This window comes from Edaphovirga cremea, from assembly GCF_003332275.1.
GTDB lineage: Bacteria > Pseudomonadota > Gammaproteobacteria > Enterobacterales > Enterobacteriaceae > Edaphovirga > Edaphovirga cremea.
In genome coordinates, this window is the sequence record NZ_QOVA01000004.1 from 196,134 (window position 1) to 218,565 (window position 22,432).

24 protein-coding genes are annotated in these 22,432 nt (G+C 50.6%); 8 read left to right on the forward strand and 16 right to left on the reverse strand.

Annotation, left to right across the window (positions count from 1 at the left end):
• Nucleotides 1-165 precede the first annotated feature (165 nt).
• The gene (locus tag DRI82_RS07900) at nt 166-1,365 is read left to right on the forward strand and encodes a BaiN/RdsA family NAD(P)/FAD-dependent oxidoreductase (RefSeq protein WP_114192959.1); all 1,200 of its coding nucleotides are present in this window, start codon (nt 166-168) and stop codon (nt 1,363-1,365) included.
• A 143-nt stretch (nt 1,366-1,508) separates the two neighbouring features.
• Here the strand turns inward: DRI82_RS07900 and DRI82_RS07905 are convergent, their stop codons facing one another.
• From DRI82_RS07905 to DRI82_RS07960, 12 genes are all read right to left on the reverse strand, one after another.
• On the reverse strand, nt 1,509-3,008 hold the full coding sequence (locus DRI82_RS07905) for a helix-hairpin-helix domain-containing protein (protein ID WP_114192960.1): 1,500 nt from the start codon (nt 3,006-3,008) through the stop codon (nt 1,509-1,511).
• A 30-nt stretch (nt 3,009-3,038) separates the two neighbouring features.
• A complete protein-coding gene (locus DRI82_RS07910; protein WP_114192961.1) occupies nt 3,039-4,625 on the reverse strand; it encodes a PP2C family serine/threonine-protein phosphatase in 1,587 nt (528 codons plus the stop codon).
• Entirely contained in the window at nt 4,625-5,665 is a 1,041-nt protein-coding gene (locus DRI82_RS07915) for a TerY-C metal binding domain-containing protein (RefSeq protein WP_114192962.1), read from the reverse strand. The genes DRI82_RS07910 and DRI82_RS07915 overlap by 1 nt, the downstream gene beginning before the upstream one ends.
• A 105-nt stretch (nt 5,666-5,770) precedes the next feature.
• A complete protein-coding gene (locus tag DRI82_RS07920) occupies nt 5,771-6,409 on the reverse strand; it encodes a vWA domain-containing protein (protein WP_114192963.1) in 639 nt (212 codons plus the stop codon).
• Nucleotides 6,410-7,051 (reverse strand): TerD family protein, encoded by a 642-nt coding sequence (locus DRI82_RS07925; RefSeq protein WP_114192964.1) that lies wholly within the window; start codon nt 7,049-7,051, stop codon nt 6,410-6,412.
• Nucleotides 7,052-7,071: 20 nt separating this feature from the next.
• Complete coding sequence (locus DRI82_RS07930) at nt 7,072-7,710, reverse strand: vWA domain-containing protein (RefSeq protein ID WP_114192965.1); 639 nt, start codon at nt 7,708-7,710, stop codon at nt 7,072-7,074.
• Between the two features lie 194 nt (nt 7,711-7,904).
• Complete coding sequence (locus tag DRI82_RS07935; RefSeq protein WP_114192966.1) at nt 7,905-8,378, reverse strand: tellurium resistance protein TerW; 474 nt, start codon at nt 8,376-8,378, stop codon at nt 7,905-7,907.
• 73 nt (nt 8,379-8,451) lie between these two features.
• Nucleotides 8,452-9,399, reverse strand: a complete 948-nt coding sequence (locus DRI82_RS07940) for an HpcH/HpaI aldolase/citrate lyase family protein (protein ID WP_114192967.1) — start codon at nt 9,397-9,399, stop codon at nt 8,452-8,454.
• Nucleotides 9,399-10,484 carry a cysteine protease StiP family protein gene (locus tag DRI82_RS07945; protein ID WP_114192968.1) on the reverse strand — a complete coding sequence of 362 codons (1,086 nt, stop codon included), beginning with the start codon at nt 10,482-10,484 and terminating at the stop codon, nt 9,399-9,401. Before DRI82_RS07945 ends, DRI82_RS07940 begins: the two co-directional genes overlap by 1 nt.
• Before the next feature lies 1 nt (nt 10,485).
• Nucleotides 10,486-11,259 carry an HAD family hydrolase gene (locus DRI82_RS07950; protein ID WP_114192969.1) on the reverse strand — a complete coding sequence of 258 codons (774 nt, stop codon included), beginning with the start codon at nt 11,257-11,259 and terminating at the stop codon, nt 10,486-10,488.
• Nucleotides 11,252-12,394: a phosphoribosyltransferase domain-containing protein gene (locus tag DRI82_RS07955; protein ID WP_114192970.1), complete on the reverse strand. Its 1,143-nt coding sequence runs from the start codon at nt 12,392-12,394 to the stop codon at nt 11,252-11,254. Before DRI82_RS07955 ends, DRI82_RS07950 begins: the two co-directional genes overlap by 8 nt.
• A gap of 6 nt (nt 12,395-12,400) precedes the next feature.
• A complete protein-coding gene (locus DRI82_RS07960; RefSeq protein WP_114192971.1) occupies nt 12,401-13,465 on the reverse strand; it encodes an ATP-grasp domain-containing protein in 1,065 nt (354 codons plus the stop codon).
• A 330-nt stretch (nt 13,466-13,795) separates the two neighbouring features.
• Between DRI82_RS07960 and DRI82_RS07965 the strand changes: the two genes are divergently transcribed.
• The 6 genes from DRI82_RS07965 to DRI82_RS07990 all read left to right on the forward strand — a co-directional run bounded on the left by DRI82_RS07965 (nt 13,796) and on the right by DRI82_RS07990 (nt 18,365).
• Entirely contained in the window at nt 13,796-14,377 is a 582-nt protein-coding gene (locus DRI82_RS07965) for a TerD family protein (protein ID WP_114192972.1), read from the forward strand.
• The gene (locus DRI82_RS07970; protein WP_114192973.1) at nt 14,377-15,537 is read left to right on the forward strand and encodes a TerD family protein; all 1,161 of its coding nucleotides are present in this window, start codon (nt 14,377-14,379) and stop codon (nt 15,535-15,537) included. The genes DRI82_RS07965 and DRI82_RS07970 overlap by 1 nt, the downstream gene beginning before the upstream one ends.
• Before the next feature lie 23 nt (nt 15,538-15,560).
• Nucleotides 15,561-16,016, forward strand: coding sequence for a tellurite resistance TerB family protein (locus DRI82_RS07975; RefSeq protein WP_114192974.1), 456 nt, complete (start codon nt 15,561-15,563; stop codon nt 16,014-16,016).
• A 25-nt stretch (nt 16,017-16,041) separates the two neighbouring features.
• Nucleotides 16,042-17,085: a TerC/Alx family metal homeostasis membrane protein gene (locus DRI82_RS07980; RefSeq protein ID WP_114192975.1), complete on the forward strand. Its 1,044-nt coding sequence runs from the start codon at nt 16,042-16,044 to the stop codon at nt 17,083-17,085.
• Between the two features lie 51 nt (nt 17,086-17,136).
• Nucleotides 17,137-17,715, forward strand: a complete 579-nt coding sequence (gene terD, locus DRI82_RS07985; protein WP_114192976.1) for a tellurium resistance membrane protein TerD — start codon at nt 17,137-17,139, stop codon at nt 17,713-17,715.
• Nucleotides 17,716-17,789: 74 nt separating this feature from the next.
• Nucleotides 17,790-18,365, forward strand: a complete 576-nt coding sequence (locus tag DRI82_RS07990; protein WP_114192977.1) for a TerD family protein — start codon at nt 17,790-17,792, stop codon at nt 18,363-18,365.
• Nucleotides 18,366-18,616: 251 nt separating this feature from the next.
• On the opposite strand, the gene DRI82_RS07995 is transcribed toward DRI82_RS07990, so the two are convergent.
• The gene (locus DRI82_RS07995) at nt 18,617-19,510 is read right to left on the reverse strand and encodes a LysR family transcriptional regulator (protein WP_114192978.1); all 894 of its coding nucleotides are present in this window, start codon (nt 19,508-19,510) and stop codon (nt 18,617-18,619) included.
• 90 nt (nt 19,511-19,600) lie between these two features.
• Between DRI82_RS07995 and DRI82_RS08000 the strand changes: the two genes are divergently transcribed.
• Nucleotides 19,601-20,386, forward strand: coding sequence for an NAD(P)H-dependent oxidoreductase (locus tag DRI82_RS08000; RefSeq protein WP_114192979.1), 786 nt, complete (start codon nt 19,601-19,603; stop codon nt 20,384-20,386).
• A gap of 114 nt (nt 20,387-20,500) precedes the next feature.
• Here DRI82_RS08000 and DRI82_RS08005 read toward each other — a convergent pair whose 3' ends face one another.
• The 3 genes from DRI82_RS08005 to DRI82_RS08015 all read right to left on the reverse strand — a co-directional run bounded on the left by DRI82_RS08005 (nt 20,501) and on the right by DRI82_RS08015 (nt 22,359).
• Nucleotides 20,501-20,827 (reverse strand): hypothetical protein, encoded by a 327-nt coding sequence (locus tag DRI82_RS08005; RefSeq protein ID WP_114192980.1) that lies wholly within the window; start codon nt 20,825-20,827, stop codon nt 20,501-20,503.
• Nucleotides 20,828-20,867: 40 nt separating this feature from the next.
• Nucleotides 20,868-21,464, reverse strand: coding sequence for a TetR/AcrR family transcriptional regulator (locus DRI82_RS08010; protein WP_157968029.1), 597 nt, complete (start codon nt 21,462-21,464; stop codon nt 20,868-20,870).
• Nucleotides 21,465-21,729: 265 nt separating this feature from the next.
• Nucleotides 21,730-22,359, reverse strand: coding sequence for a TetR/AcrR family transcriptional regulator (locus DRI82_RS08015; RefSeq protein ID WP_114192982.1), 630 nt, complete (start codon nt 22,357-22,359; stop codon nt 21,730-21,732).
• Between the last annotated feature and the right edge of the window lie 73 nt (nt 22,360-22,432).

A 22,432-nucleotide genomic window follows, 5' to 3' on the forward strand; every position in this document is an offset into this window, starting at 1 on the left:
GGCATTTACGTAAACTAACAATTTCTTACTATGGCGTGAAGAGAGCGCCCGATTTACAATCGGCCGCCAAAATGGCGCAAGAATTCGCCTTATATAGGGTTTAGCACATAACTGAACAGTTAGCGTAACGCCCAAAGTATGATGATTTTATGGAGGAGAGACCGGGTGGAACAGTTTGATGTGGTAGTCATTGGTGCGGGCGCAGCCGGGATGTTTTGTGCCGCGCAGGCAGGTCAGGGTGGCTGTCGCGTCCTATTGTTGGACAACGGTAAAAAAGCCGGACGGAAGATTTTGATGTCGGGCGGCGGTCGGTGCAATTTCACCAATATGTATGCGGAACCGGCAGCCTATATCTCCAATAATCCCCATTTCTGCAAGTCCGCCCTGGCGCGTTATACCCAATGGGATTTCATTGAACTGGTCAGTCGCTATGGCATTGCCTACCACGAAAAAACCTTGGGCCAACTTTTTTGCGATGAGTCGGCCCAACAGATTGTCGATCTCTTGCTAAAAGAGTGCGAACTGGGGCAAGTCACGCTTCGCCTGCGCAGCGAAGTATTGGGCGTGGAAAAAACGGAAGACGGTTTTCTGCTGACCGTTAATGGTGAGAAAGTGAGCGCTCGCTCACTTGTAGTCGCTGCAGGTGGACTCTCCATGCCAGGTCTGGGCGCGACCCCATTCGGTTACAAGCTGGCAGAACAGTTTGGCCTTAAGGTGCTGCCAACGCGTGCCGCCCTGGTGCCTTTTACGCTGCATAAACCGCTACTTGACCACTTGCAGACGCTTTCTGGCGTTTCGGTGCCTGCTGTCGTGACGGCTGAAAATGGGGTGACCTTCAAAGAGAATATTCTTTTTACCCATCGCGGCCTGTCTGGCCCGGCTATTCTCCAGCTTTCCAGCTACTGGCAGCCCGGTGAGTATGTGAGTGTTAACTTACTTCCAGGCGTCGATCTGGAGGCATTTATCAACGCTGAGCGCGTCGCGCATCCCAATCAGAGCGTCAAGAATACGCTGGCACAAAAGCTGCCCAAGCGGTTGGTTGAATGCCTGCAAACGCTGGGACAATTACCTGATGTGACATTGAAACAGCTCAATGTCCCGCAGCAGGTGGAGTTGATCGATACGTTGCAACAATGGCGCGTCCAACCAAACGGCACGGAAGGTTATCGCACGGCGGAAGTGACTCTCGGTGGTGTGGATACGCGCGAGCTGTCGTCCAAAACCATGGCTGCGAATCAGGTTCCGGGACTCTATTTCATCGGCGAAGTGGTAGATGTGACCGGCTGGCTGGGAGGATATAACTTCCAGTGGGCGTGGAGCTCCGCCTGGGCCTGTGCGCAGGCATTGGTTTATGAAAATAGGTAATAAAATCAAAAAAATAACGAGCCTAGGGCGCTAATGTTTTACTACTTATTCATGCATCCCGCAGGATGCATGAATAACGATCATTTGGAAATTATTAGTGCTCAGTTGGAAACCAATAACAATCAGTTGGAAATTAATGGCAATCAGTTGGAAATCAACTGAACCACGACAAGTCTTCCGCCCTCCTCGGCTGACAGCACAAATTGGAGGCCATCAGTCAGGGCAAGCTTATCCCCCAGATCAATCTTTCGTTTCTCTGGCAGCACCATCAGTCCGTCAATTCCTTCATTCACCAGCCACCACTGATCCTGATGGAAAAGAAAATAGCCCACCCGTTTTTTTTGTTCCGCGGTGGTTCTTTCATTCGGGGCAATTAACCTGTTTACATGCCACGCATAAAGCGATTGCCCGCTCCATACCATCAACCGGTGATCATCAGGCCGGAAACTTCCCGTTTTTCTCGATGAATACAGATTAAGAATCGGCAATTTTCCGGTGTAGGGCGTCCCGCAGTAGGGACAAACAGGTTGGGTTTTCCCGGAGAAAACGTACCATTTTTGCTCGCAGGTCGGGTTCTGGCAGGGCTGGATCAGGTCAACGGTTTTGACCAGCGCACTTTCCCACTCGTCAGCCGTCGGGCGTTTGGCTGGTTCATGCAAACCGGTAATAAACGCTTTCTCAAAAAGAGGCGTCAGATAGGGTCCGACGATGGTGTAAGGGATTTTCTGCGGATTAGCCCAAGGTAAAGAGGACGGACTGACCTGATTGAGTTTCACGGCGTTACTGTGATCGGTGGGATGCTCAATAAATAGCGCCTTTTCGCCCATCGAAAGCGCCTCATCACGCATCTCGTCATCCATATCGTGGATTTTCCCGCCGCGTAATGGATGGCGGTAAAAGAGGTACATATAGATGAGTACCGAGAGGGCGTGTCTGTCCGTCGTTATGCTCGGCAATATCCTCTGGCTGTCTTCCTTCAACAGGTGAGTGGTCTTCACCACTTCTGGCGCGATGAAATCCGGTGTTCCGACAACGTCCGGCGGATATTTACCCGGAACCACCAGGCCATCAATATCTATAATGCAGGCATGCCCCTGTTCTGGGTCAATCAGGACGTTTTTATAACTCAGATCGCTGTGGCACAGCCCAGCAGCATGCATGCGACGCACGGCGCGGGTTAACAGCAGGCACACCTTGAGGTAGTTGAGAATATTGCCGCGTTCCCTCGGGTCCAGAAACTTGTTTTGGTTATTCGCGCTGGCAAACCATTTTCCCTCTTTTTCACGGCCCTTGATCCCGAGGAAGTCGTCGTTTTTAGAACCGTACTTAAAGAAAAAGTGGCTTTGATACGTCGGCACCACGATACCAATTTTACCGTTGTGCTCAACGACACTCGTAGGCCAGCAGAATAACTCTTTCCAATATTCGCCGCCCGCCTGCTCAAAAATATTTTGGCGGTAGCGGCCTGTGATCATCGCGACGCGTTCTTTCGCCTGATCCGTTTGCGGCTTTTTATAGAAAGCGACGACATAGGTTCTATCCGGAGAAAAGTAGACGTCCTTCATCGAACCGGAGCCGATAATCTCATCAACATACTGGACGGTTTCACCATCCTTTGTCGTGCAGGTAATAATATTTGCCATAAAAATCACCAGTATTTGATACCAACGCGCTTACCAGGAGATGATGATCGTCCGGTCATCGTGATTCCCAGGCGAGAAGAAGTTCAACCACTCTGTCAGACGCTCCGCCGCAAGTGCGTCATCGCTCAGACACGGGGAAATCTCCGTAATCAATGCATCCCATTTATCCGCTGATTGCAGACCATTGTCAGTCTCAAACAGCGGATCGGACACGCCATCGGTCATCAGTATCAGATGAGAAATATCCTTCCACTTGCCGATAATGATGCGCTTATTGAAATCCGCATCCTTTACGGCGTCATTATCCAGAAAACGAGTTTGTCCGGCATATTCGCCACTGTCAGGCGTCCCAAGCAATCGGACTCTCCCGGCAGGGCCATATGCGGCAATGGCACCGTCGCCCATCCAGAATGAGGCGGCAAACAGGTCATCGCCGGACCTGAACGAGAGGGTGGCCAAAAGGGTAGTCGAATACGATTTTACTGGCTCATTGGCCTCAATCGCTTCGCTGTTCAGTTTGTTGACGGCAAGCCGTGCCGCTTTATGAAATAAATCGCCAAAGAAGGGGCCGACGGCTCGTTGCGACTCGCTATCCCATTTATCGATCAAGGATTCTATTGGCAGGTCGTGTTCGCCATTCAACTGTTTGACCAGATAGTCCCCGACCGTCTTTGTCACGATTCGCGAACCTTCACGGGAGTTTTTCGCGCTCCCGGCTCCGTCGGCGACCAGCAGTACGCTCCAGCCATTCCCGGCATTGTGTGAGATAAAAAAGTCATCGTCGCGGAAGGAGCCAACATGCTCATGCGAGCGCCCCCGGCGACTGGCTGCTGCAATTCTAACCCCGCCGTCGACAATCATTTTGCTATCAATATTTGATTTGTAATATCTGTCATCAGTCGGGGGATCGATGATTTTCCATAAACTGCGTGGATCAGGGTTCACAATAAGCAAAACAGCGGTGGTGTAGGAGATAGTTGGGTAGCAGGACCACGTAACACTCATCTCAATATCGCCACTTTTGGTTGGTGTTCCCGCAAGTGTTGAGGTGATGGGATCAAATGCAATCCCGATATCTTCTGGCAGGGAGACGCCCTGAATGGTGGCCGGGGTGCCATTATCCAGCATTATGTCTATTTCAGAGTGAAAGGGGATACCGACCCGGGCATTGGCGATATTGATTTTTGCCATTGGCTGACGGTGTTCAGGTACTTGCGTTGTCACTGGGCTACCCTCCAACGGGACTTGACCGGGTTTTAACGGGGGTGCCGCCATCGCTGACAGCAGTGTTTCCTCTGACTCGGTCTTTGCCGCCAGATCGTCAATAGCCTGCTGATTCTCTTCAGCGATATTCTGCCCCGCGCTGGCGTCGATCTCTTCAGGATCAACGGGTGGCTCCTGAACGTTTTGCAGATCGTCAGGATCGGATAAATTCACCTCCGCTGCAGGTGTGGTTTTTTCTGTTTTAATGATAATTTTATTGACGACTTCCTGAAGCAGATCGTCAATTTCAGTATCTTCACAGAGTGCGGTCAGGGTGGAATCAGGAATTGAAATGTTTCTCTCCTGAAGGAGACTCTTCAACGCCGTTATGTTCCGGGCGGTTTTTGTTTCCATTAACCTTTCCCTCGGCTGACATCAAAATCTGACTTACCGCTATTCTCACTGAAGGAGATATTTTTATCACACCACGGACAGATCACCGTTTCTGGCCCATTGATACAGAGTAATTTCCCGCATGAACACACGGCAAATGCCGTGGCATTGCCACAATGAGGGCAACCCGGGGCGCCGTGCAGCTCGCTGGTATTCACCTGAATAGTGGAGGCTGACTCATCGCTCCAGGCAAAATATTCATCATCTATTGGAAAACAGCCTGTCAGATTAAAACCATGGATATTGAGTTTGAAGTCCAGCGACGAGAGATTGACATTCGGACGTTCATACTTCATCAGATACGGGCGTCTGGATTTGTTGCAACGGCCTACAAACGTGACGCAGGATTCATCATAAGCCCGGGTTACCTCATCCTTCGCCAGCCTGACAATATGATCGGTTTTACTTAAAAGAGGCGGGGACTCTTCGCCAACGCTGCGGCTATGCGCCACCACGGAGGCTGTTATCCATTTGATGAAGCGGGTGAAATCCCCTTCCTGTGCTTCGGTAAAGAGCAGCACGTTTTCCGTCAATTGGCGCAGGATATTCAGGTCGGCTGATGAGCCCAACCCAATCGCTATCATATTAACCTTACGGGCATAATGTTCCTGCCAGCGTTTTATATCTGGTGCAACATCGTCCGTTGGACGACCATCGGTCAGGAGATAAACGACGGGTTTCCAATCCCCTTTACGCTCTGCGGTGGTTTTCCTGACCTGTCGATCAATTTGCTGGGATAACACATTCAGCGCACTCCCCAGGCTGGTGCCACCGCCAATGGGCAGGCGAGGAGGATAGAAAGCGGCAACCTCAACCAATGGCACGATCGTTTTTGCAACACCCGCAAATGCAATGACAGAAATCCAGGCCGTCTCCAGCGCGTGGGGATCCTTTTTCAAATCATTGACGATCATTTGCAAGCCGTCATTCATCTTCTTCAGATTTTCCCCGATCATGGACTCGGAACAGTCGAGTACGAAGAAAATGGGCAGTCTTCTCATAACAAAACCCTCATCAAGCGTTCATTCCTTTTAACATGACGTGGTGTGTACCTGGCCAGCTAACAGTAGAGGCAAAGCCCCTGGTTTCGGGTCTTTGCCTGTTGACTACAGTACCAGCTGTATTTCAGGCGGTGGTGGCGGGAGATTCTCTTGTCCAGATGTCACGCCTGCACTGGAACTTCCTGATGAAACACTTGCCGAGACCCATTTGAAGAAGCCGGAAAAAGCGGTTGAATCCAGCGTCTCAAGCGCGACAACCTGTGATGTCAGTTGCTTAAGATGTTCATGTTTGGCTTTCGGACCGACTGCACACGCGATTATCGAGCCAAACGCGCGCTTTTTGACTTCCTTAATGGCTTCGCCATAGGCGTAGGTGTCTGATGGCGTGCCGTCGGTCATGAGGAAGACCAGAGGACGCCAGTCGCCTTTTTCATCGCCATCTGAGCGTTTGATGTCCCTGTCTACGCAGTGGAGAAGACATTCAAGTGCGGCACCGGTAAATGTTCCACCTGCACTCGGAACGGTGATGTCAGAAAACTGAAAATCTTCGAGCGCGGTGAGCGTAATAAATTCGCGGGCTTCGTTGTCAAAGGTAATGATGGAGATATGTACACTTTCTAACGCGTAGGGATCCTGTCTCAGGGCGCTCAGCATGGCCAGAATGCCCACATTAACCGCATGTATGGACTCACCACGCATCGAGCCTGACGTATCGATCAACAGATAAACCGGTAACCTTCTCATTTAGATGTAACCTTTCAGATGAGTGACGAACGTATCTGATTCTGAAGGTTCTCCAATAGCGTTCAGTTTCCAGCCGGAATCCTCTCTGACCAGCTCAGCAAAGAGCATGGAACACTGATTATTAAACGCAGGGCCGCCTGACAGATCAAACCGTGCCATTTCGACATTTTTGGCATCGACCGCTCTGATGTAGGCATTCTGGACTTTGCCAAAATGCTGCTGAAGTTCGCGTCCGTTATAGATCTGGACAATAAAAACGATTTTTTCGTATTTCGGATCCAGTGTATTCAGATGGACAATGATTTGTTCGTCATCGCCGTCACCTGCGCCGGTGCGGTTATCACCCGTGAGCCAGATTTTGCCGGATTTGTGTTTGAGACTATTAAAAAAAATGATATCGCCATTCACAAGGGTAGATCTGCCATTTTCCACATCACCCAGATCGGTGACTTTCCCTTGCGCATTACACAGAAAAGCACTCACATCGAGATCGTACTCAGCGGCTTTTTTGCCGAATAATCCCCCCATGAATCCTTTCTTCTCTTCATTGATGTCCCAGCCCAGGCCAATCGTGACAGAGGAGAGATCGAATTCATTTTTCCTGAGGCTGACTCCTTGCCCTTTACGCAAACTAACTGACATAACTACTCCTTGGTTATGATTTAGAGAACCACATTTACTTCTGGTGGCGGTGGAGGTAAATCATCCAGCCCGATAACCTCTTTTTTACCGGACTCCACTTTCTGACTTCCTACGGAAATACTGGCAGAGACCCATTTGAAAAACGCCTTAATGGATGAGGAGTCCGCTGTATCCAGCTGAAGAACGATTTCAGTAATTTCTTGCAAAACTTTCGTTTCGGCGGCATGCCCTGCGGCACAAGCCACGACAACGCCTGTGCGTGCCGCTTTGAAGGCACTGACTCCCTGGCGGTAGTCATCCGTCGGTGAACCATCGGTCATGATGAATACCAGTGGACGCCAGTCACCTTTTGTCTCGGCGGTGGTTTTCTGTACTTCGCGTTCGATACAGGCTGAAACCAGAGACAGGGCTTCACCCAGGGCAGTGGTGCCCCTCGCCACAAGGTCGGGTAATTTGAAATTGAGGAGGTCGGTCAGGGGAACGGCCTGGCGAGCGGCGGTATCAAAAGTAATAACAGAAACATAAGCTGTTTCAAGCGCGTAGGGATCTTGTCGAAGCGTCGATAACAACATTTGAACGCCGTTTTTAACGGCTTCAATCGGCTCGCCTGTCATCGAGCCCGATGTGTCAAGTACCAGATAGACCGGGAGTCTTCGCATGTAATTTCCCTACTATTATTAGTGGTGATATTTTTGACATAATAATTCATTTGGTCGTTATCTCAACAGAAATAGCAAGAGGTCAACGGTTCGAAACAGGGAGTATTGCCGAAGTAAAAGGGGTAACTGAAAGGAAAAGCAAAAGAAATCAAGCCGTGCCTGAATACAAGGATCCCTGCACGGGCTATTGGATTTTACACCCCTTTCTTTCTGGTCGGGAGGCCGCTTATCAACGTATCAATACAATTGATCACCAGCATTTCAACGGCCTCACTCCGGGTGGTGCCACTCAGCCGGGACAATTTATCTATCTTGCGCAAGGCTGACATTTTCAGTGAAAGCGAAACAGCCTTCTTTTTATCTTTATCCAGAATAACCCTGCTGACTATTTCACCTGTTTTAATCTCTGCGTTGGCAGTAAGCGCTTCACTCATGCGGCGTAATGTTTTTTTATCAAGCTGGCCGGGGGTAACGAGCTGATAAGAGTGTGTGGCCTTGCTGTACTTTATTTCCGCAGAGTAGGAGTCTCTGAGCTCCTTCAGGGCCCGGGTTAATGTCGGCTCTGAACAGTCAAGCGACGAAATAATTCGGGTTGCAGAAACCGGTTTTCCTGAGCCCAGAAGATTTGCCAACGTGAAGATTCGGGCCTGTCGCGTACTGAGTTGCATAATTAGTTACTGCCTGCATTTATGTTCAATGGTTCTATGGACTGAAAGATAAACATGACAACCTCCAGTTCTTTTACGTAACCGTCATGAGGCGGACACCATTTTGCGCCTGCTCCGCAGAGATACCGTAAACCTGTGCACGAGCGAGGATCCCTGAGGCCCAGCGCCGGTGGGTTGCGGGTTCACACATGGCTCCCTGTGATTTAAAGACCGCCTGAGTGGAGTTCAGGATCCGCAGTGCGTCAGCATAGTCGATCGACGAGACCATCAGGGCCTGCTCTATTTTACTGATTTGATTAGGGTGAATGGCAGTTTTCCCCACCAGCCCGTGCGCCATATCCAGCGCCAGCTCCCTGTCCATAATCTGATGGTCGTCGATATGCTCACAGACCGGCGCAGTCAGGGCAAAATCACGGGAGGCAAAAATCGCCACCAGCATTTTGATCACATAACCCATCGGTCCGTCATACAGGGTGAAGTGACGTGTCCTTCTGAGGGAAATGACATTCATTAGGTCGTTGCCCCCAATGCGTAACGCAATAATCCGCTGGTGGCAGGGATGAGCCTGAAGCGCAGTCGCGAGTTCGCGCATTTGCACGACGTCGAAAACCTCTTCGGTTTCCAGTGTCGGCATTATACAAAGCTGGGTATCCCGAACAATCTCCCACCAGCCAGGCAAGGAGGCCAGTGTGAATTTCGGCAGTACCAGACCGTCTATAGGACTCAGGTCCATATTGGCGGCCAGCATTTGCCCCATCTCTATGTGTCGCGGGCGAACAAACACCAACGGCCAGTGGCTGTTGCCGTTGTTGGCCTTCGCCTGGGCAAGGATTGCCAGGAGTTCACGCAGATTGCTCAACGCAGTGGGGATATCGGATTCACTCACTGCGTCTTCGAGACAGATAACCAGGGAACGCAATCCGTCAATTTTGTTGTTCAGAATTGCCTCGGCAATGTCTGTACGGGTCGCGGGCATATATAACGTTGCACCCAGATGCCATGGGGAGAGCCGTTTATTCATCAGTGCACCTTTTTGATAATAGTGACCGCACGGTATTGACCTATATCGTCATCAACTTCAGTAATGGCGATGCCTTTTTCACGGGCGAGATAGACCAGCAAAGCCACGTCAGGATCATTGACGGACCGCACAAGAACATGGTCAGGAACGCGTCGCAAGACAGCCCGTGTTGCCTCTGCAATGCCCGGCTTGATTCGGTTGATGCTGGTAATCTGATACCTGCTCGCCAGGGCGTCGATCACATGTTCACTCTGTTTTTTAAGATACGCTTTCTGTCGCGGATCCCATTCACTGGCCGCGATGTGCGAGAGGTTTAATGTGTCACGGAATTCCGTCACCTTGTCGACCATTTTTCGGCTGCATTCGTACTGAAGGAGGTGGTCGCAAATGACGCAGCCGTGCAAACCTTCCGACGACCAGATTGAGCGCGAAATCAAACCAGAGACCGGAGCCCCCATGATACCGAAAGGTATTAACCAGTCATCATCACTGGCAGCGAGCCAGGAGCATCCGCAGGGATCAGCCAGCACAACCAGGCGGGGCTGGGCAGGGTAACCGGGACGATCCTTCAGGGAGCGGATCAGTTCACCCGTAATCGCTCCCTTTCCCGTCCAGCCATCGACAAACACAATGCCTTCTGTGCCATGACGTTTTTCAATCCAGTCCAATGCTATCGTATCAATACCACGGTCACGAATGATACTGATACCATAGTGATAGGATTCCTTGCCCATCGCGCGCAGCGTCTGGTGAAGCATTACGCCAAGGGGCACGCCGGCACGAACAAGGCTCGTCAGCACCACCGGCGTGTTACCGAAGCGCTGGATCAGCGCCTTAGCCAGCATGACCACTTCTTTTGCCAGGCGTTCAGAGCCGAGCGTCAGCGCCTGTGCGAATAAATCCAGATGCCATGCTGTCGGTTCCGGTTCCTGACTCAACATGTCGGAATAATGCCGTGCACCTGACTGAATGAGCTGTTCCTTCAGCGCCACTGGGGTCATTTCGATTTCCACCGGGTTAAGCAGAAAATGGACATCTTCGGGCAGGTACGAACCTGAAAAAGGGATGTAATCACGGTCGCGCATATTATTGTTCTCCGAAAATTTTGCTGGTGATTTTCTCAGCGAACTGGCTCTGACGGGGTAAGCCATACCATGTGCAGAGTTTCATAAAGCGATGATCGCTCAGACTGTCACCCAACCCGATAACGGGAAAAACACCCCGTTCTTCGCGAAGTTTATTCAGCAAATAAGTCACGGCCAAACCTTTTTCTACCGGTACCGGCAGCCAGGCGATATTGTTGCTGTTGCGGTGAATATAAAAACCGTCGGTTGAGAAAATCTGCTCAATTTCATCACCAATGGCATATAACTCATCGAGTCTGGTGCTGTCCCGATGCTTCATGACCAGATAAATCGGCGTATCGTTATATTCGTAGTTTATCCGCGCCCATCCATTGATATTCCTTGCTTCCATTAACTCGGTAATCTGACGCTGCATGGAAATGAGTTTCTCTGCGTAAGGCTTCAGGCTCTCCAGCATCAGCGTTTTCCACCCTTCATCAGGCTGGTTCTGAGCATTGAGAATCACTGCACCATGTGTCGTCACCGACCATGAGCGAAAGGGAATGGTAACCCGTCTGATCTCCTCGGTTCCCCGGGCGGTCACCGGGATAAGTTCTGCCTGCTCCAGCATCCAGTCCACCAGCATGGATTGTTCTTCAGTCATGAAACTGCGCGGTTCCATGCTGCGATCCAGTGCGCCGGTACGGAAGGGGTCAAGCCGCAGCTCATCCACCATTTTTCGCCGTGTCTGAAAAAGGGTATCGTCCAGGTCGGAAAAAATGACGGGTTTATTCATAGCAAACGATCTCAATAGAAGGAGCCACTTTACTTAGCGCCTCCAATAAAACAGGGTCGACACTTTCTTCCGGCGTTTCAATGCATAACAGGATGCGGTCAAAACGCTGATGTGCGACGTTATAAACAAAATTAGGGATGCCGAGCCCATAGTTGTCGGTGAACGCAATGGCGGACTGGATGGCAAAACCCGTCGCAATCGGAGAACGGGTCGTCGAACTGTATTTTACGTCCGCCCCTTGCTTCTCCAGACGCTCAGCCAGTAAAAACGGTTCCCAGACAAATTCGCCGGTTCCAAGTACCAGTAACTTTTCGCCAGCCTCAACGTGAATGGATCTGCCCAGATCGCCTGCTGGGGCTGCCATGCCGAGTCGTCCCCAACTCTGCCTGCCGGTGACAGGGACGTTTCCGGACGCGGTGACGTTGACCTGCGGCATGATGGGAACAGGGGCCGCCGGATTTCTTTCCCAGTGCCAGTCGCCCTGAACCAGCGAAACGGTTTGCACCGGCAGGGGACATAGCTCGGCGATAGCGTTGCCACTCCAGTCGGTCAATGTGACGGCAATAACCTGTCGAATATGTTTCAGTCCGGCCATATCGCGTAATGCGGCGAGCAAATTAATGCAGGTATTCCCCGTGGTGGCCTCATCATCGATCAGAACAACGGTCTGCGCCTCAAGCACACGACGGCGAAGCTCGGTATCGCCAGGTAAGTAGATGAGGTGATCTGTGGCATGACTGTGGTCTTCTTTGAATTCGCACAGAAGATCGCCTTCCACCGGATGACGGGTGGAGGTCAGAAAGACAGGATCAGCAACCCGCGGCCTGACTTCGTCAAACACACCGGCCCCCAACCCTACCGCGGTTTCTGCCATACCAATAAACAGCACCGGACCTTCAGGAATCGAGGGGATCTGTTCGGCCAATTGCCGATATATCGACCGCATCACATGCGGGGATACCGGGATATGCCTGCCAAGGACTTTACTGACGAACAAAAATGCGCGTTTGGGATTGCGTCGTTCTGCAATATCAAACAGGTCATCAAGGGAGATCTCCCCCCTGGTTGGGGTCACGCTCAGGGTTCCGCATGAGAGTATACGGCGGTAGACAGGATGGTCGGTAGAGATGTTCATGGTGACTTATTCCTGCTGAAGAAGGTTGGTGAGCGTCGGGTCGTAGCTGATGACGTCGGTAACGGAACGGACCATCGCCGGGGAAAATGCACTGCTGGCCTCATCCGCGATATCCTGCTGGCTCATGAGACCCAACTGGCGCATGGCGAATAAGCCTGGCAGGTTAACGCCACTGTAGCGGGTATAGCCAATGCCACCTGATGGTCGCATATTGATTTCGAGCAGAACCGGTTGCCCGGATGCGTTGTTACGGGTCTGAACATTCACCAAACCATCTGCCTGCATCACTTCTGCACAAGAAATCGCCAGTTCATAAGCCTCCCCGGCGTTTTCCAGATATTGAAATGCGCCCTCTTTACGGCGGGCTACCGCGGCCAGTACTTTGCCTCGTTCAACGAGCATATCGACAGAGTACTCGGGGCCAGACAGATAAGGCATCAGCACCAGGGGCTCAAAGATCCCTGCCTGTTCAAGGGCAGAGATATACAGGTGAGCGTTCACCTTGCGGCTGTCCGGGTGAGTGAATGCCGCCATCGGTGAAACGGTCTCATCAAACCGCCAGAACCCCATACCATAAATCCCCCTGACAGGTTTTATGCACATTGGTTGTGTCCCAAAGGGAGAAAGGGCGAGCAGACGGCGTAATTCATCCACGGACTCCACGAGAATAGACGGCACGACCGGCAGCCCTTTTTTCTCCATGAACTGGGCGAAACTCACTTTATCATCTGCCAGTTCACATTGTGGCGCGCCAATGGCCCCGGTCGTCAACTTCGCACCGGAGTTTTCAATCTCCTGGCGGTGAGATTCGAACCATAGGCAGTTACGACCGGTGTGGATGGCCTGAATACCGAGTTGGTCGACGATCGACAGAATAAAAGAGAGGCGTTGATCGTCTTCTTTCGGCTCAAGAAGAGAGTGATCAGCCTGCGACAGAATTTCATTACGCTGATTGCGATGAGAGGCAATAACGCTAACGTCCGCCCCTTTTTTTTGAGCAAAAGCTTTAATTCCCTGAATGATATCTCGCTGGGAAGACAGTCCTTCCATGAGCCAAATTTTATGCGTCATCGGTATAAATTCCCGTCTTGGGCTGAGTAGTTAAGTGAAGAGAACTGCAGTGAGTCTATGTACGTAAATTTTGCATGTCAATCATATTATGATTCCTCTGTCACGAAATTCAAATTTCACAAAATTGTAATAATCTCACGACAAAAATCGCCAAAGTCTTGAAGATTGAGAAAATAAAAACCGTTTAATATCAATATATTGTATGTATTGTAAAAATAACCATCAAAAATGGCCTTGATCGAGAACTTCATCATGATATGATTTTTTTGTTCACGGGTTTTGGTGTAAAAAGTGTTGTTCTTTTCAATACCTCTTTTAAGGAATTCAAATATGGTTTCATTAAGGAAAAACGAAACGGTATCGCTCAGCAAACAATCTTCTGCCCTGAGCCAGCTTCAGTTTGGTCTGGGTTGGGATCCGATTAAGAAAAAAGGATTATTTGGCGGTCTTTTTGGCGCAAGCAGTTCCATTGACCTCGACGCAGGTTGTGTATTGCTGGATAAGTCCGGGAATAAAATCGATACCATTTGGTTCCGTAAACTCAAGTCCGACTGCGGCTCCGTTGTACATAGCGGCGACAACCTTACCGGTGAAGGTGACGGTGATGATGAAGTCATCCGCGTCGACCTGAACCGTTTACCCCAGAATGCCGAGTATCTGGCATTCACGGTAAACAGTTTCCGCGGTCAGACATTCAATGACGTTGATAACGCATTCTGCCGCGTGGTGGATCAGGCGGGTAAAGAACTTGCACGTTACCAACTCACTGAGCAAGGGTCTCATACAGGGATTGTTATTGCGTCTTTGCGCCGCAACAACGGCCAGTGGGATTTCACTGCTCATGGTCACGCCTGCCGTGGTCGTACTATTGACGACATGCATTCTGATATCGTTTCTACGGTGGTGCGTTAATGAATATGACTCCAGGGGGCAATGCCCCCGTTCCCGCAAAAGCACTGACAGTCCGGGTTCAGTCTGGCGCGCCAGTTGATGCCTCGGCATTCCGGCTCTTCGCCACGGGCAAAGTGCAGGGCGATACCGACATGGTGTTTTACGGTCAGCAGGCGAATGACGACAACACCATTACCTTTACCCCTGAAGGCAATAATACGTCTTTCCAGGTCGACGTTAACCGCCTGCATCCGGACGTGCAGAAAGTGGCATTTGCTGTCACCTGTGACGGTAGCCAGACAGTTTCTGGCCTGCAACGTCTCTCTATTCAGCTTGAGGCCGATAATGAAGTGCTGATCAGCGGTAACGTTGAACTGACCGGGCGTCAGGAAGCGGCACTGATTCTGGGTGAGTTGTACCGTCGTAACGCCGACTGGAAATTCCGCTTTATCGCGCAGGGCTTCAACGGCGGGCTTAAGCCGCTGGCTGAGCACTTCGGTGTGGAGGTGGCGGATTCTCCGGCTCCAGCCCCGACTCCGGTACCCCCTCCGGCTCCGACGCCTGCCCCGAGCAGAGTCAACCTGAGCAAAGTGTCACTCACCAAAGAAAAGCCGACGATTAGCCTCGAGAAGCGTGACAACTTTGGCGAAATTCGCATCAACCTGAACTGGCATCGGGGTAGTGCGCCATCAGGTTTGCGCGGAATGTTCAGCTCCAATAAAGGGGTTGACCTCGACTTGGGCGCTTTTGTCGAACTGACCAATGGCGAAAAAGGGGTAATTCAGGCGCTGGGCAACAATTTTGGTCGTTTAAATAGCCGGCCCTATGTTGAATTGCAGGGTGATGACCGCACCGGTGATGTGTCTAGTGGTGAATGGTTGTACATCAACGGTCGCGAGTGGAAGAACATCCAGCAGGTGCTGATTTATGCTTTCATCTATGAAGGGGCGGCAAGTTGGGATAAGACGGATGGTGTAGTGACTCTCCATATCCCGGATCAACCGCCTATCGAAACACGTATGACTGAGGGGCAAAACAGCCGCAACATGTGTGCTATCGCCAGACTGGTCAATGAGCAGGGAACTATCAAGGTTGAGCGTATCAACCAGTTCTTCAAAGGCCACAGCGATATGGATGACGCATTCGGCTGGGGTTTCCGCTGGAAAGCGGGTTCGAAGTAACGACAGGTAACGAGGATTGCAGAATGAGCTTTTTTGACAAGATGAAAGGGGCAGTGAATGCCAGCCGCACAGAACTGACCAAACAAGTGAGCCGCTTCAAAAACAAGAAGTTCATGCAAGGTACGGTGGCTGTCTGTGCCCGCATTGCCATAGCCAGCGACGGTGTCAGCGCTGAAGAAAAACAGAAGATGATCGGTTTTCTCCGCGCATCTGATGAATTAAAAGTTTTCGATACCACTGAAGTGATCGAATTCTTCAACAAATTGATTTCCAGCTTTGATTTCGATATTGAAATCGGTAAAGGGGAAACAATGCAACATATTCTCGCGCTGAAAGATCAGCCTGAAGCCGCACAACTGGCCATTCGTGTAGGGATTGCGGTCGCGAAAAGCGACGGTGATTTCGACCAGAATGAAAAACAGGCTGTACGCGAGATCGCAATCGCGCTGGGTTTTGACCCGGCTGAATTTGGCCTCTGATTTAAGCTTCATCTAAGGGTTATTTATGGTATCAACGCATATCGGTTTTCCGACGGAAACAGTCATTGTTTTCATTGCTCTGTCTGTCGGCGCCATCTTTATCGACTTGTTCATGCATCGTCATGACAAGCCTATCTCGCTGAAAAGTGCGGCACTCTGGTCCGTATTCTGGGTTGCTATCGCGATGGCATTTGCTGGTTTCCTCTACATTCATCACGGAGCGGAAGTCGCCAGTCTGTTTGTTACCGGTTATGCCTTGGAAAAAGTGCTGTCGGTAGATAACCTGTTTGTGATGATGGCTATTTTCTCCTGGTTTGCCGTACCAGATCGTTATCGTCACCGCGTTCTGTACTGGGGGATTGTGGGGGCAATCGTCTTCCGCGGTATCTTTGTTGCGATCGGGACCGGGCTCCTGAGCCTCGGGCCCTATGTCGAGATCATCTTTGCACTGGTTGTTGCCTGGACTGCGGTCATGATGCTGAGAAGCGGGGGTGACGATGATGAAATTGAAGACTATTCGCAGCATTTGGCATACCGTCTGGTAAAACGTTTCTTCCCTATTTGGCCAAAACTGAGAGGTCATGACTTCCTGCTGACCCAGAAAGAAGTTAACGAAGAACTGGCGAAACCGGAAAACAAGGACGTCACCGTTGGGCGTGGCACCAAGGTGGCATTGTATGCAACGCCGCTGATGCTCTGTGTGGCTGTGGTTGAGCTTTCTGATGTCATGTTTGCTTTTGACTCAGTACCGGCCATCATCGCCGTCAGCCGTGAACCGCTGATTGTCTACAGTGCAATGATGTTCGCTATTCTTGGTTTGCGTACCCTCTACTTCGTTCTTGAGGCACTGAAACAGTACCTGGTGCATCTTGAAAAAGCCGTTATTGTGTTGCTGTTCTTTATCGCGGCGAAGCTGGGTCTGAACGCGACTGACCATATTTGGCACCATGGCTACAACATTTCAGCCACCGCGAGCTTGTTTGTTGTCCTTGGCGTACTGGCGGTAGGTATTATCGTGAGTGTGATGTTCCCGGGAAAGTCGACTCCTGAAGAAAAAAAGGAGAACTAATCTCTCGTTCTTGAATCTGAATACGAAAACATCAACTTAAGAGGTTACAAAATGAGTGTTTCTCTTTCTAAAGGCGGTAATGTTTCTTTGAGCAAAGCAGCCCCGACCATGAAAAATGTTCTGGTGGGGTTAGGCTGGGATGCCCGTTCTACTGACGGTCAGGATTTTGACCTGGATGCATCGGCTTTCCTGTTGGCTGCAAATGGCAAAGTACGTAACGATACGGACTTCATTTTCTATAACAATCTGAAATCCAGTGATGGCTCAGTCACCCATACCGGTGATAACCGTACCGGCGAAGGCGACGGTGATGATGAATCCCTGAAAATCAAACTGGATCTCATCCCCTCTGATGTTGACAAAATTGTCTTCGTAGTCACCATTCATGATGCCCAGACCCGTCGCCAGAGCTTCGGTCAGGTATCAGGTGCCTTTATTCGTCTGGCAAACGACGACAACCAGACTGAAGTTGCGCGTTATGATCTGACGGAAGACGCCTCCACAGAAACAGCCATGCTGTTTGGTGAACTGTATCGTCACAACACGGAGTGGAAATTCCGTGCCGTGGGTCAGGGTTATGCGGGTGGTCTGGCGTCCGTATGTGCTGAATACGGCATCAACGCTTCCTGATAGCAACGTCATTTTCGTTTAACAAAGGCAGTCACTGACTGCCTCTCAATCCAATCGTAAGCAGGAGCTTTAAAATGGCAGTTTCTCTCGTTAAAGGCGGTAACGTATCCCTCACTAAAGAAGCACCAACCATGAATATTGCCATGGTCGGCCTGGGTTGGGATGCGCGTGTTACAGACGGTCAGGGATTCGATCTGGACGCTTCCGTATTTATGGTAGGTGAGGATGGCAAAGTGCTTTCCGACGCCAACTTCATTTTCTTCAATAACAAACAGAGCCCATGTGGTTCCGTTGAGCACCAGGGTGATAACCGTACTGGTGAAGGCGATGGTGACGATGAGAAGGTTAAAATCGACCTGTCCAAAGTCCCGGCCGACGTGAAGAAATTGGTTTTTGCTGTCACCATTTACGATGCCGAAGGCCGCAAACAGAACTTTGGTATGGTGAGCAACAGTTTCATGCGCGTGTACAACAATGACACTGGTGCAGAAATCGCTCGTTTCGACCTGTCTGAAGACGCGTCCACCGAGACGGCGATGATCTTCGGTGAACTGTATCGCAACGGTGCTGAATGGAAATTCAAAGCCGTGGGTCAGGGTTTCATCGGTGGGTTGTCAGCTCTGGCTTCCCAGCATGGCGTAAACATCTAACGCCTGTTTGTAATACGAACCCCGGTGCTATGTGCCGGGGTTAATTAAACGTCAGATCGTGCCCCTCTTCATTTAATCTTCTCTTTATCTCCGTAGCTCCCGCACTGAACTGAGAAATAAGGTTTCTTTCAGCCTGACAGTCATTGCACATCAGTTTGACGGTGTAATGGATGGAGCAGAAAAAAGCTCTCATTCAAATAACCAGGCAGCCTGAAGCACAACATACCCATTCCCAAAACCGTGATAATGGCTTACACCGACTCGGTGAAATAGCGGCGAAGCCATTGATGTGCCGGATCGCGATGTGAGCGTTCGTGCCAAAGCATGGCGAGTTCGAAGCCTGGAACATCAACTGGCGGTTCAACAACCTGCAAGGAAGGGATATCGCGAACCAGACGTGAAGGCACCATCGCGACGAGATCCGTGCTTGCCAACACCGAGATCATGAATAGAAAGTGGGGAACCGAAAGCACGACACGGCGCGAAAGACCTGCCTGCGAGAGTTTTTCGTCGGTAATACCGCTGAATCCACCGCCAGCCGGCGACACAATCACATGGTCGAAGCGACAGAATTGCGCAAGCGTTGGCCGCTGTTTCAAACGCGGATGGCCAACACGGCCAACCAGCACATACTTCTCGGAAAAAAGTATCCGTCGGTGCAACCCGGGTGGTGCCCAATCGCTATTGTGCAGCGCAAGGTCAATCTCACCCTGCTCTGCGTGTTTGGCGATATGCACGGGTGCAGTGCCAATGACGGCCATGCGGGTTCCCGGCGCTGCCGTGCGTAAACCGGCTAACGCAGGCAGCAAAACTGCGGATTCGCCATAATCGGTTGCAGCAACACGCCACGTATTCGTCGCGGTGGCGGGATCAAAGGGATCGGCGGGAGACACTGCGCGTTCAAGCGCATCCAGCGCCTGGCGCAGAGGCTCGCGCAATTCTTCGGCTCTCGCAGTAGGCAACATCCCCCGCGGTCCGGGCAGCAGCAACGGGTCACCAAAAATCTGCCGAAGCTTGGCGAGATGAACGCTGACTGAAGGCTGGGAGAAGTTCAGGCGTTGCGCTGCCCGGGTCACATTATGCTCTGAAAGAAGCACATCCAATGTCACCAGCAGGTTGAGATCCAGCTTTCGGAGATTATTCATCTTAATACCTTGTATATGAGTTATTCATTTTCAACATACCTCACAACATCCTACCCTGCTATTCCTAAACCCGATATTGAGAAAGCCACTATGAATATTCTTCTCGTCTATGCCCATCCTGAAATCCAATCGTTGAACGGATCGCTAAAGCACTTTCTGGTTAAACACCTGGAAGATGCCGGGCACGTTGTTCAGGTTTCTGACCTGTATGCCATGAAGTGGAAAGCTGCGCTCGATGCAGATGACAGCACGGATCGGCAGACTGAAACGCGTTTCGATCCCTCTCTGGAGTCGAAACATGCGTTCCAAATGGGAACGCAGAGTGAAGACATTAAGCGTGAACAGGACAAACTGATGTGGGCGGACGCGGTACTTTTTCAGTTCCCGTTCTGGTGGTTTTCGATGCCCGCGATCATGAAAGGCTGGGTGGAACGTGTTTATGCCTATGGTCTGGCCTACGGTGTTGGGGAGCATTCCGACGTTCGCTGGGGAGATCGCTATGGCGAAGGCAGTTTTGCAGGGAAGAGGGCGATGCTGATTGTCACTGCGGGAGGCTGGGAATCCCATTACAGCCCGCGGGGTATCAATGGCCCAATAGAGGATTTGTTGTTCCCCATCCATCATGGAATTCTGTACTATCCCGGTTTTGACGTTTTACCGCCGTTTACGATTTATCGTACCAACAAAATTGATAGTGCAGGGTTTGCAAAAGTGTGTGATGCCCTTGGTCAACGGCTTGACGATCTTTGGACGACACCACCGATCCCTTTCCGTCCGCAAAACGCGGGTGAGTATGACATTCCGGCACTTACACTGCGCTCGGATGTCGCGCCGGAGCAGTCAGGTTTCGCGGCTCACATCGTGCCGTCAGTATAATCATGAAGTAACTATCATCGTTAAGTTACTAGCGCGATGTGAGCTATTTAAAGTGCCTGCCGCACAATGAATTACTTGTGCGGCAATGATTTTCGTTACTTACCAATGTGTCAACTAGAATACCGGGCACTGCTTGGCCGTCTTGAGGGCGTCAAGTTGGGTCAGTCGCGCAGCCACTTTTTTTCTGGCGTCACCTTTGGCGATACCATTGCCAATACCCAAATCGCCCAAAACACCAAGTACCGTCTTGCCGTCGAAATCCCCGGTTCGTTCTATTTCCATCTCAATGCTTTTCGTTTTGACGATTTCTTGTTGTATCTGTTTGCAATCAAGCAATCTGGCTTCTTCGGTACTGATCATCGGGGTCTGCGGATATTGTTTGGTTGCACAGCCCACCATCAAAAAAATAAGGGGTAACGCAATAACACATTTTCTTTCCATGATATTCCTAACCTTGTTGGAGTGATCTTTCCTTGAAAACTTACGACGCTAAATTCATCGCCAGACTTTTACCCAGCACCGGTGCAAAAGAGCCGGGATTGGCACCAAAAGCCCGTTCAATCAGCGTTAACATCATTCGGTTCAACGCCATCCGTTCTTGAGGTGTCCAGTGGAATCCATCTTGTCCCAGCAATAGCTGTGAACCGGCCAGAATGAATTGGGCAACGCCCAGCGGATCGTCAACCTGGAAAATACCTTCCTGATTCCCCTGCTCAATAACCGATGCCAGAATTTGGCCAAAGATTTTCACGGTCTGAATATTACTGCCGTCATTCAGTGCGCGATTTTCGGGTCGATGCATGGCTTCGAGAATCGCGTATTCACCCGCCTGAATAGTTTGTTGGCCGCTCACGATGATACAAATTTTCTCAATTGCACCAATTCCGGGCGTCTCGGCAATTGAGCGCGAGTACTCCGCCATATTGGCGATGAATTCTTGTACCAGTGCTTCCAGTACGGCCTGTTTGGAGGCGAAATAATGATAGAAAACGTCATTGCCCACACCCGCGCAGCGGGATATTTCATCTACAGATGTCTCAGAATAATTTTTATTAAACAGCCGCTTAGCTGAGTTCATTATCACAATACGCCTGACTTGCGGTATTTCTACGTTCCGTTTCATATTCACTTCATTCCCATTGAATGTGTAGAAGATGAACGCATAGTAGCCTATTGACTGACGGTCAGTCAATAGGCTGATTGCAGATAATTACCGCGTGATAACGAGGGAATGGCAAGGGGGGTAGATGTAATGGCAGCAGGCAGCCTGGCCATTTTTCAGGCGAGGAAGAACGGCAGGGTGATTCAGCCCAAAAGTTTATGTCGCGTGAGAAAGCAGAATGCTAAATCAGTTTTTCGCTCGTCAGAGCAGCGAATGATCCGGGAGGCGCAGCGAAGGCGCGTTCAATCAGCGTCAGCATCGCCACTTTACGGGCGGTTTCTTCTTCGGGCGTCCAGTTGAAAACCCCGTACCCGAACAGCAATTGAGAGCCCGCCAGAATGAATTGAATGGTGCTGAGGGGATCGTCAACCTGAAACACACCCTCTTTGTTTCCCTGTTCAATCACGGTCGCGAGAATAGCGCCAAAAACGCGGACAGTTTCGATGTTAAGGCGATCGTGCAATTCACGGTTTTCGGGTCGATGCATTTCATCGACAATGTTCCGCTCATCCTCTCCGACCCCTTTTTGCGCCCCGACAATGGCACAAATTTTCTCGATGGCACCCCTCTCAGGATCGTCAGCAATCGCCTGCGACTGTTCGGCCATTTTACTGCTGACTTCTTGCACCAGTGCATCAAGCACGTCTTCTTTCGATTTGAAGTAATAGTAAAACGTCCCTTTGGCGACGCCCGCCGTACGGACAATCTCGTCAACTGACGTTGACGAAAAACCTTTGTTTTCAAACAGCGTTCCGGCGACGTCGAGTATTTCGGCGCGTCTGACTTCGGGTGCTTTGACTGTCCGTTTCATAACTGGCTTTCTCAATGACATTGTTTGTTCAAGATACTGTTTTGTTCAAGGTACTGTTTTGTTCAAGGTATGG

Excerpts from the sequence above, each read along its gene's own strand:
- DRI82_RS07905 (WP_114192960.1), bottom strand. The coding sequence starts at position 3,008 with ATGGCAAATATTATTACCTGCACGACAAAGGATGGTGAAACCGTCCAG.
- DRI82_RS07910 (WP_114192961.1), bottom strand. The coding sequence starts at position 4,625 with ATGGAAACAAAAACCGCCCGGAACATAACGGCGTTGAAGAGTCTCCTT.
- DRI82_RS07915 (WP_114192962.1), bottom strand. The coding sequence starts at position 5,665 with ATGAGAAGACTGCCCATTTTCTTCGTACTCGACTGTTCCGAGTCCATG.
- DRI82_RS07920 (WP_114192963.1), bottom strand. The coding sequence starts at position 6,409 with ATGAGAAGGTTACCGGTTTATCTGTTGATCGATACGTCAGGCTCGATG.
- DRI82_RS07925 (WP_114192964.1), bottom strand. The coding sequence starts at position 7,051 with ATGTCAGTTAGTTTGCGTAAAGGGCAAGGAGTCAGCCTCAGGAAAAAT.
- DRI82_RS07930 (WP_114192965.1), bottom strand. The coding sequence starts at position 7,710 with ATGCGAAGACTCCCGGTCTATCTGGTACTTGACACATCGGGCTCGATG.
- DRI82_RS07935 (WP_114192966.1), bottom strand. The coding sequence starts at position 8,378 with ATGCAACTCAGTACGCGACAGGCCCGAATCTTCACGTTGGCAAATCTT.
- DRI82_RS07940 (WP_114192967.1), bottom strand. The coding sequence starts at position 9,399 with ATGAATAAACGGCTCTCCCCATGGCATCTGGGTGCAACGTTATATATG.
- DRI82_RS07945 (WP_114192968.1), bottom strand. The coding sequence starts at position 10,484 with ATGCGCGACCGTGATTACATCCCTTTTTCAGGTTCGTACCTGCCCGAA.
- DRI82_RS07950 (WP_114192969.1), bottom strand. The coding sequence starts at position 11,259 with ATGAATAAACCCGTCATTTTTTCCGACCTGGACGATACCCTTTTTCAG.
- DRI82_RS07955 (WP_114192970.1), bottom strand. The coding sequence starts at position 12,394 with ATGAACATCTCTACCGACCATCCTGTCTACCGCCGTATACTCTCATGC.
- DRI82_RS07960 (WP_114192971.1), bottom strand. The coding sequence starts at position 13,465 with ATGACGCATAAAATTTGGCTCATGGAAGGACTGTCTTCCCAGCGAGAT.
- DRI82_RS07965 (WP_114192972.1), top strand. The coding sequence starts at position 13,796 with ATGGTTTCATTAAGGAAAAACGAAACGGTATCGCTCAGCAAACAATCT.
- DRI82_RS07970 (WP_114192973.1), top strand. The coding sequence starts at position 14,377 with ATGAATATGACTCCAGGGGGCAATGCCCCCGTTCCCGCAAAAGCACTG.
- DRI82_RS07975 (WP_114192974.1), top strand. The coding sequence starts at position 15,561 with ATGAGCTTTTTTGACAAGATGAAAGGGGCAGTGAATGCCAGCCGCACA.
- DRI82_RS07980 (WP_114192975.1), top strand. The coding sequence starts at position 16,042 with ATGGTATCAACGCATATCGGTTTTCCGACGGAAACAGTCATTGTTTTC.
- terD (WP_114192976.1), top strand. The coding sequence starts at position 17,137 with ATGAGTGTTTCTCTTTCTAAAGGCGGTAATGTTTCTTTGAGCAAAGCA.
- DRI82_RS07990 (WP_114192977.1), top strand. The coding sequence starts at position 17,790 with ATGGCAGTTTCTCTCGTTAAAGGCGGTAACGTATCCCTCACTAAAGAA.
- DRI82_RS07995 (WP_114192978.1), bottom strand. The coding sequence starts at position 19,510 with ATGAATAATCTCCGAAAGCTGGATCTCAACCTGCTGGTGACATTGGAT.
- DRI82_RS08000 (WP_114192979.1), top strand. The coding sequence starts at position 19,601 with ATGAATATTCTTCTCGTCTATGCCCATCCTGAAATCCAATCGTTGAAC.
- DRI82_RS08005 (WP_114192980.1), bottom strand. The coding sequence starts at position 20,827 with ATGGAAAGAAAATGTGTTATTGCGTTACCCCTTATTTTTTTGATGGTG.
- DRI82_RS08010 (WP_157968029.1), bottom strand. The coding sequence starts at position 21,464 with ATGAACTCAGCTAAGCGGCTGTTTAATAAAAATTATTCTGAGACATCT.
- DRI82_RS08015 (WP_114192982.1), bottom strand. The coding sequence starts at position 22,359 with ATGAAACGGACAGTCAAAGCACCCGAAGTCAGACGCGCCGAAATACTC.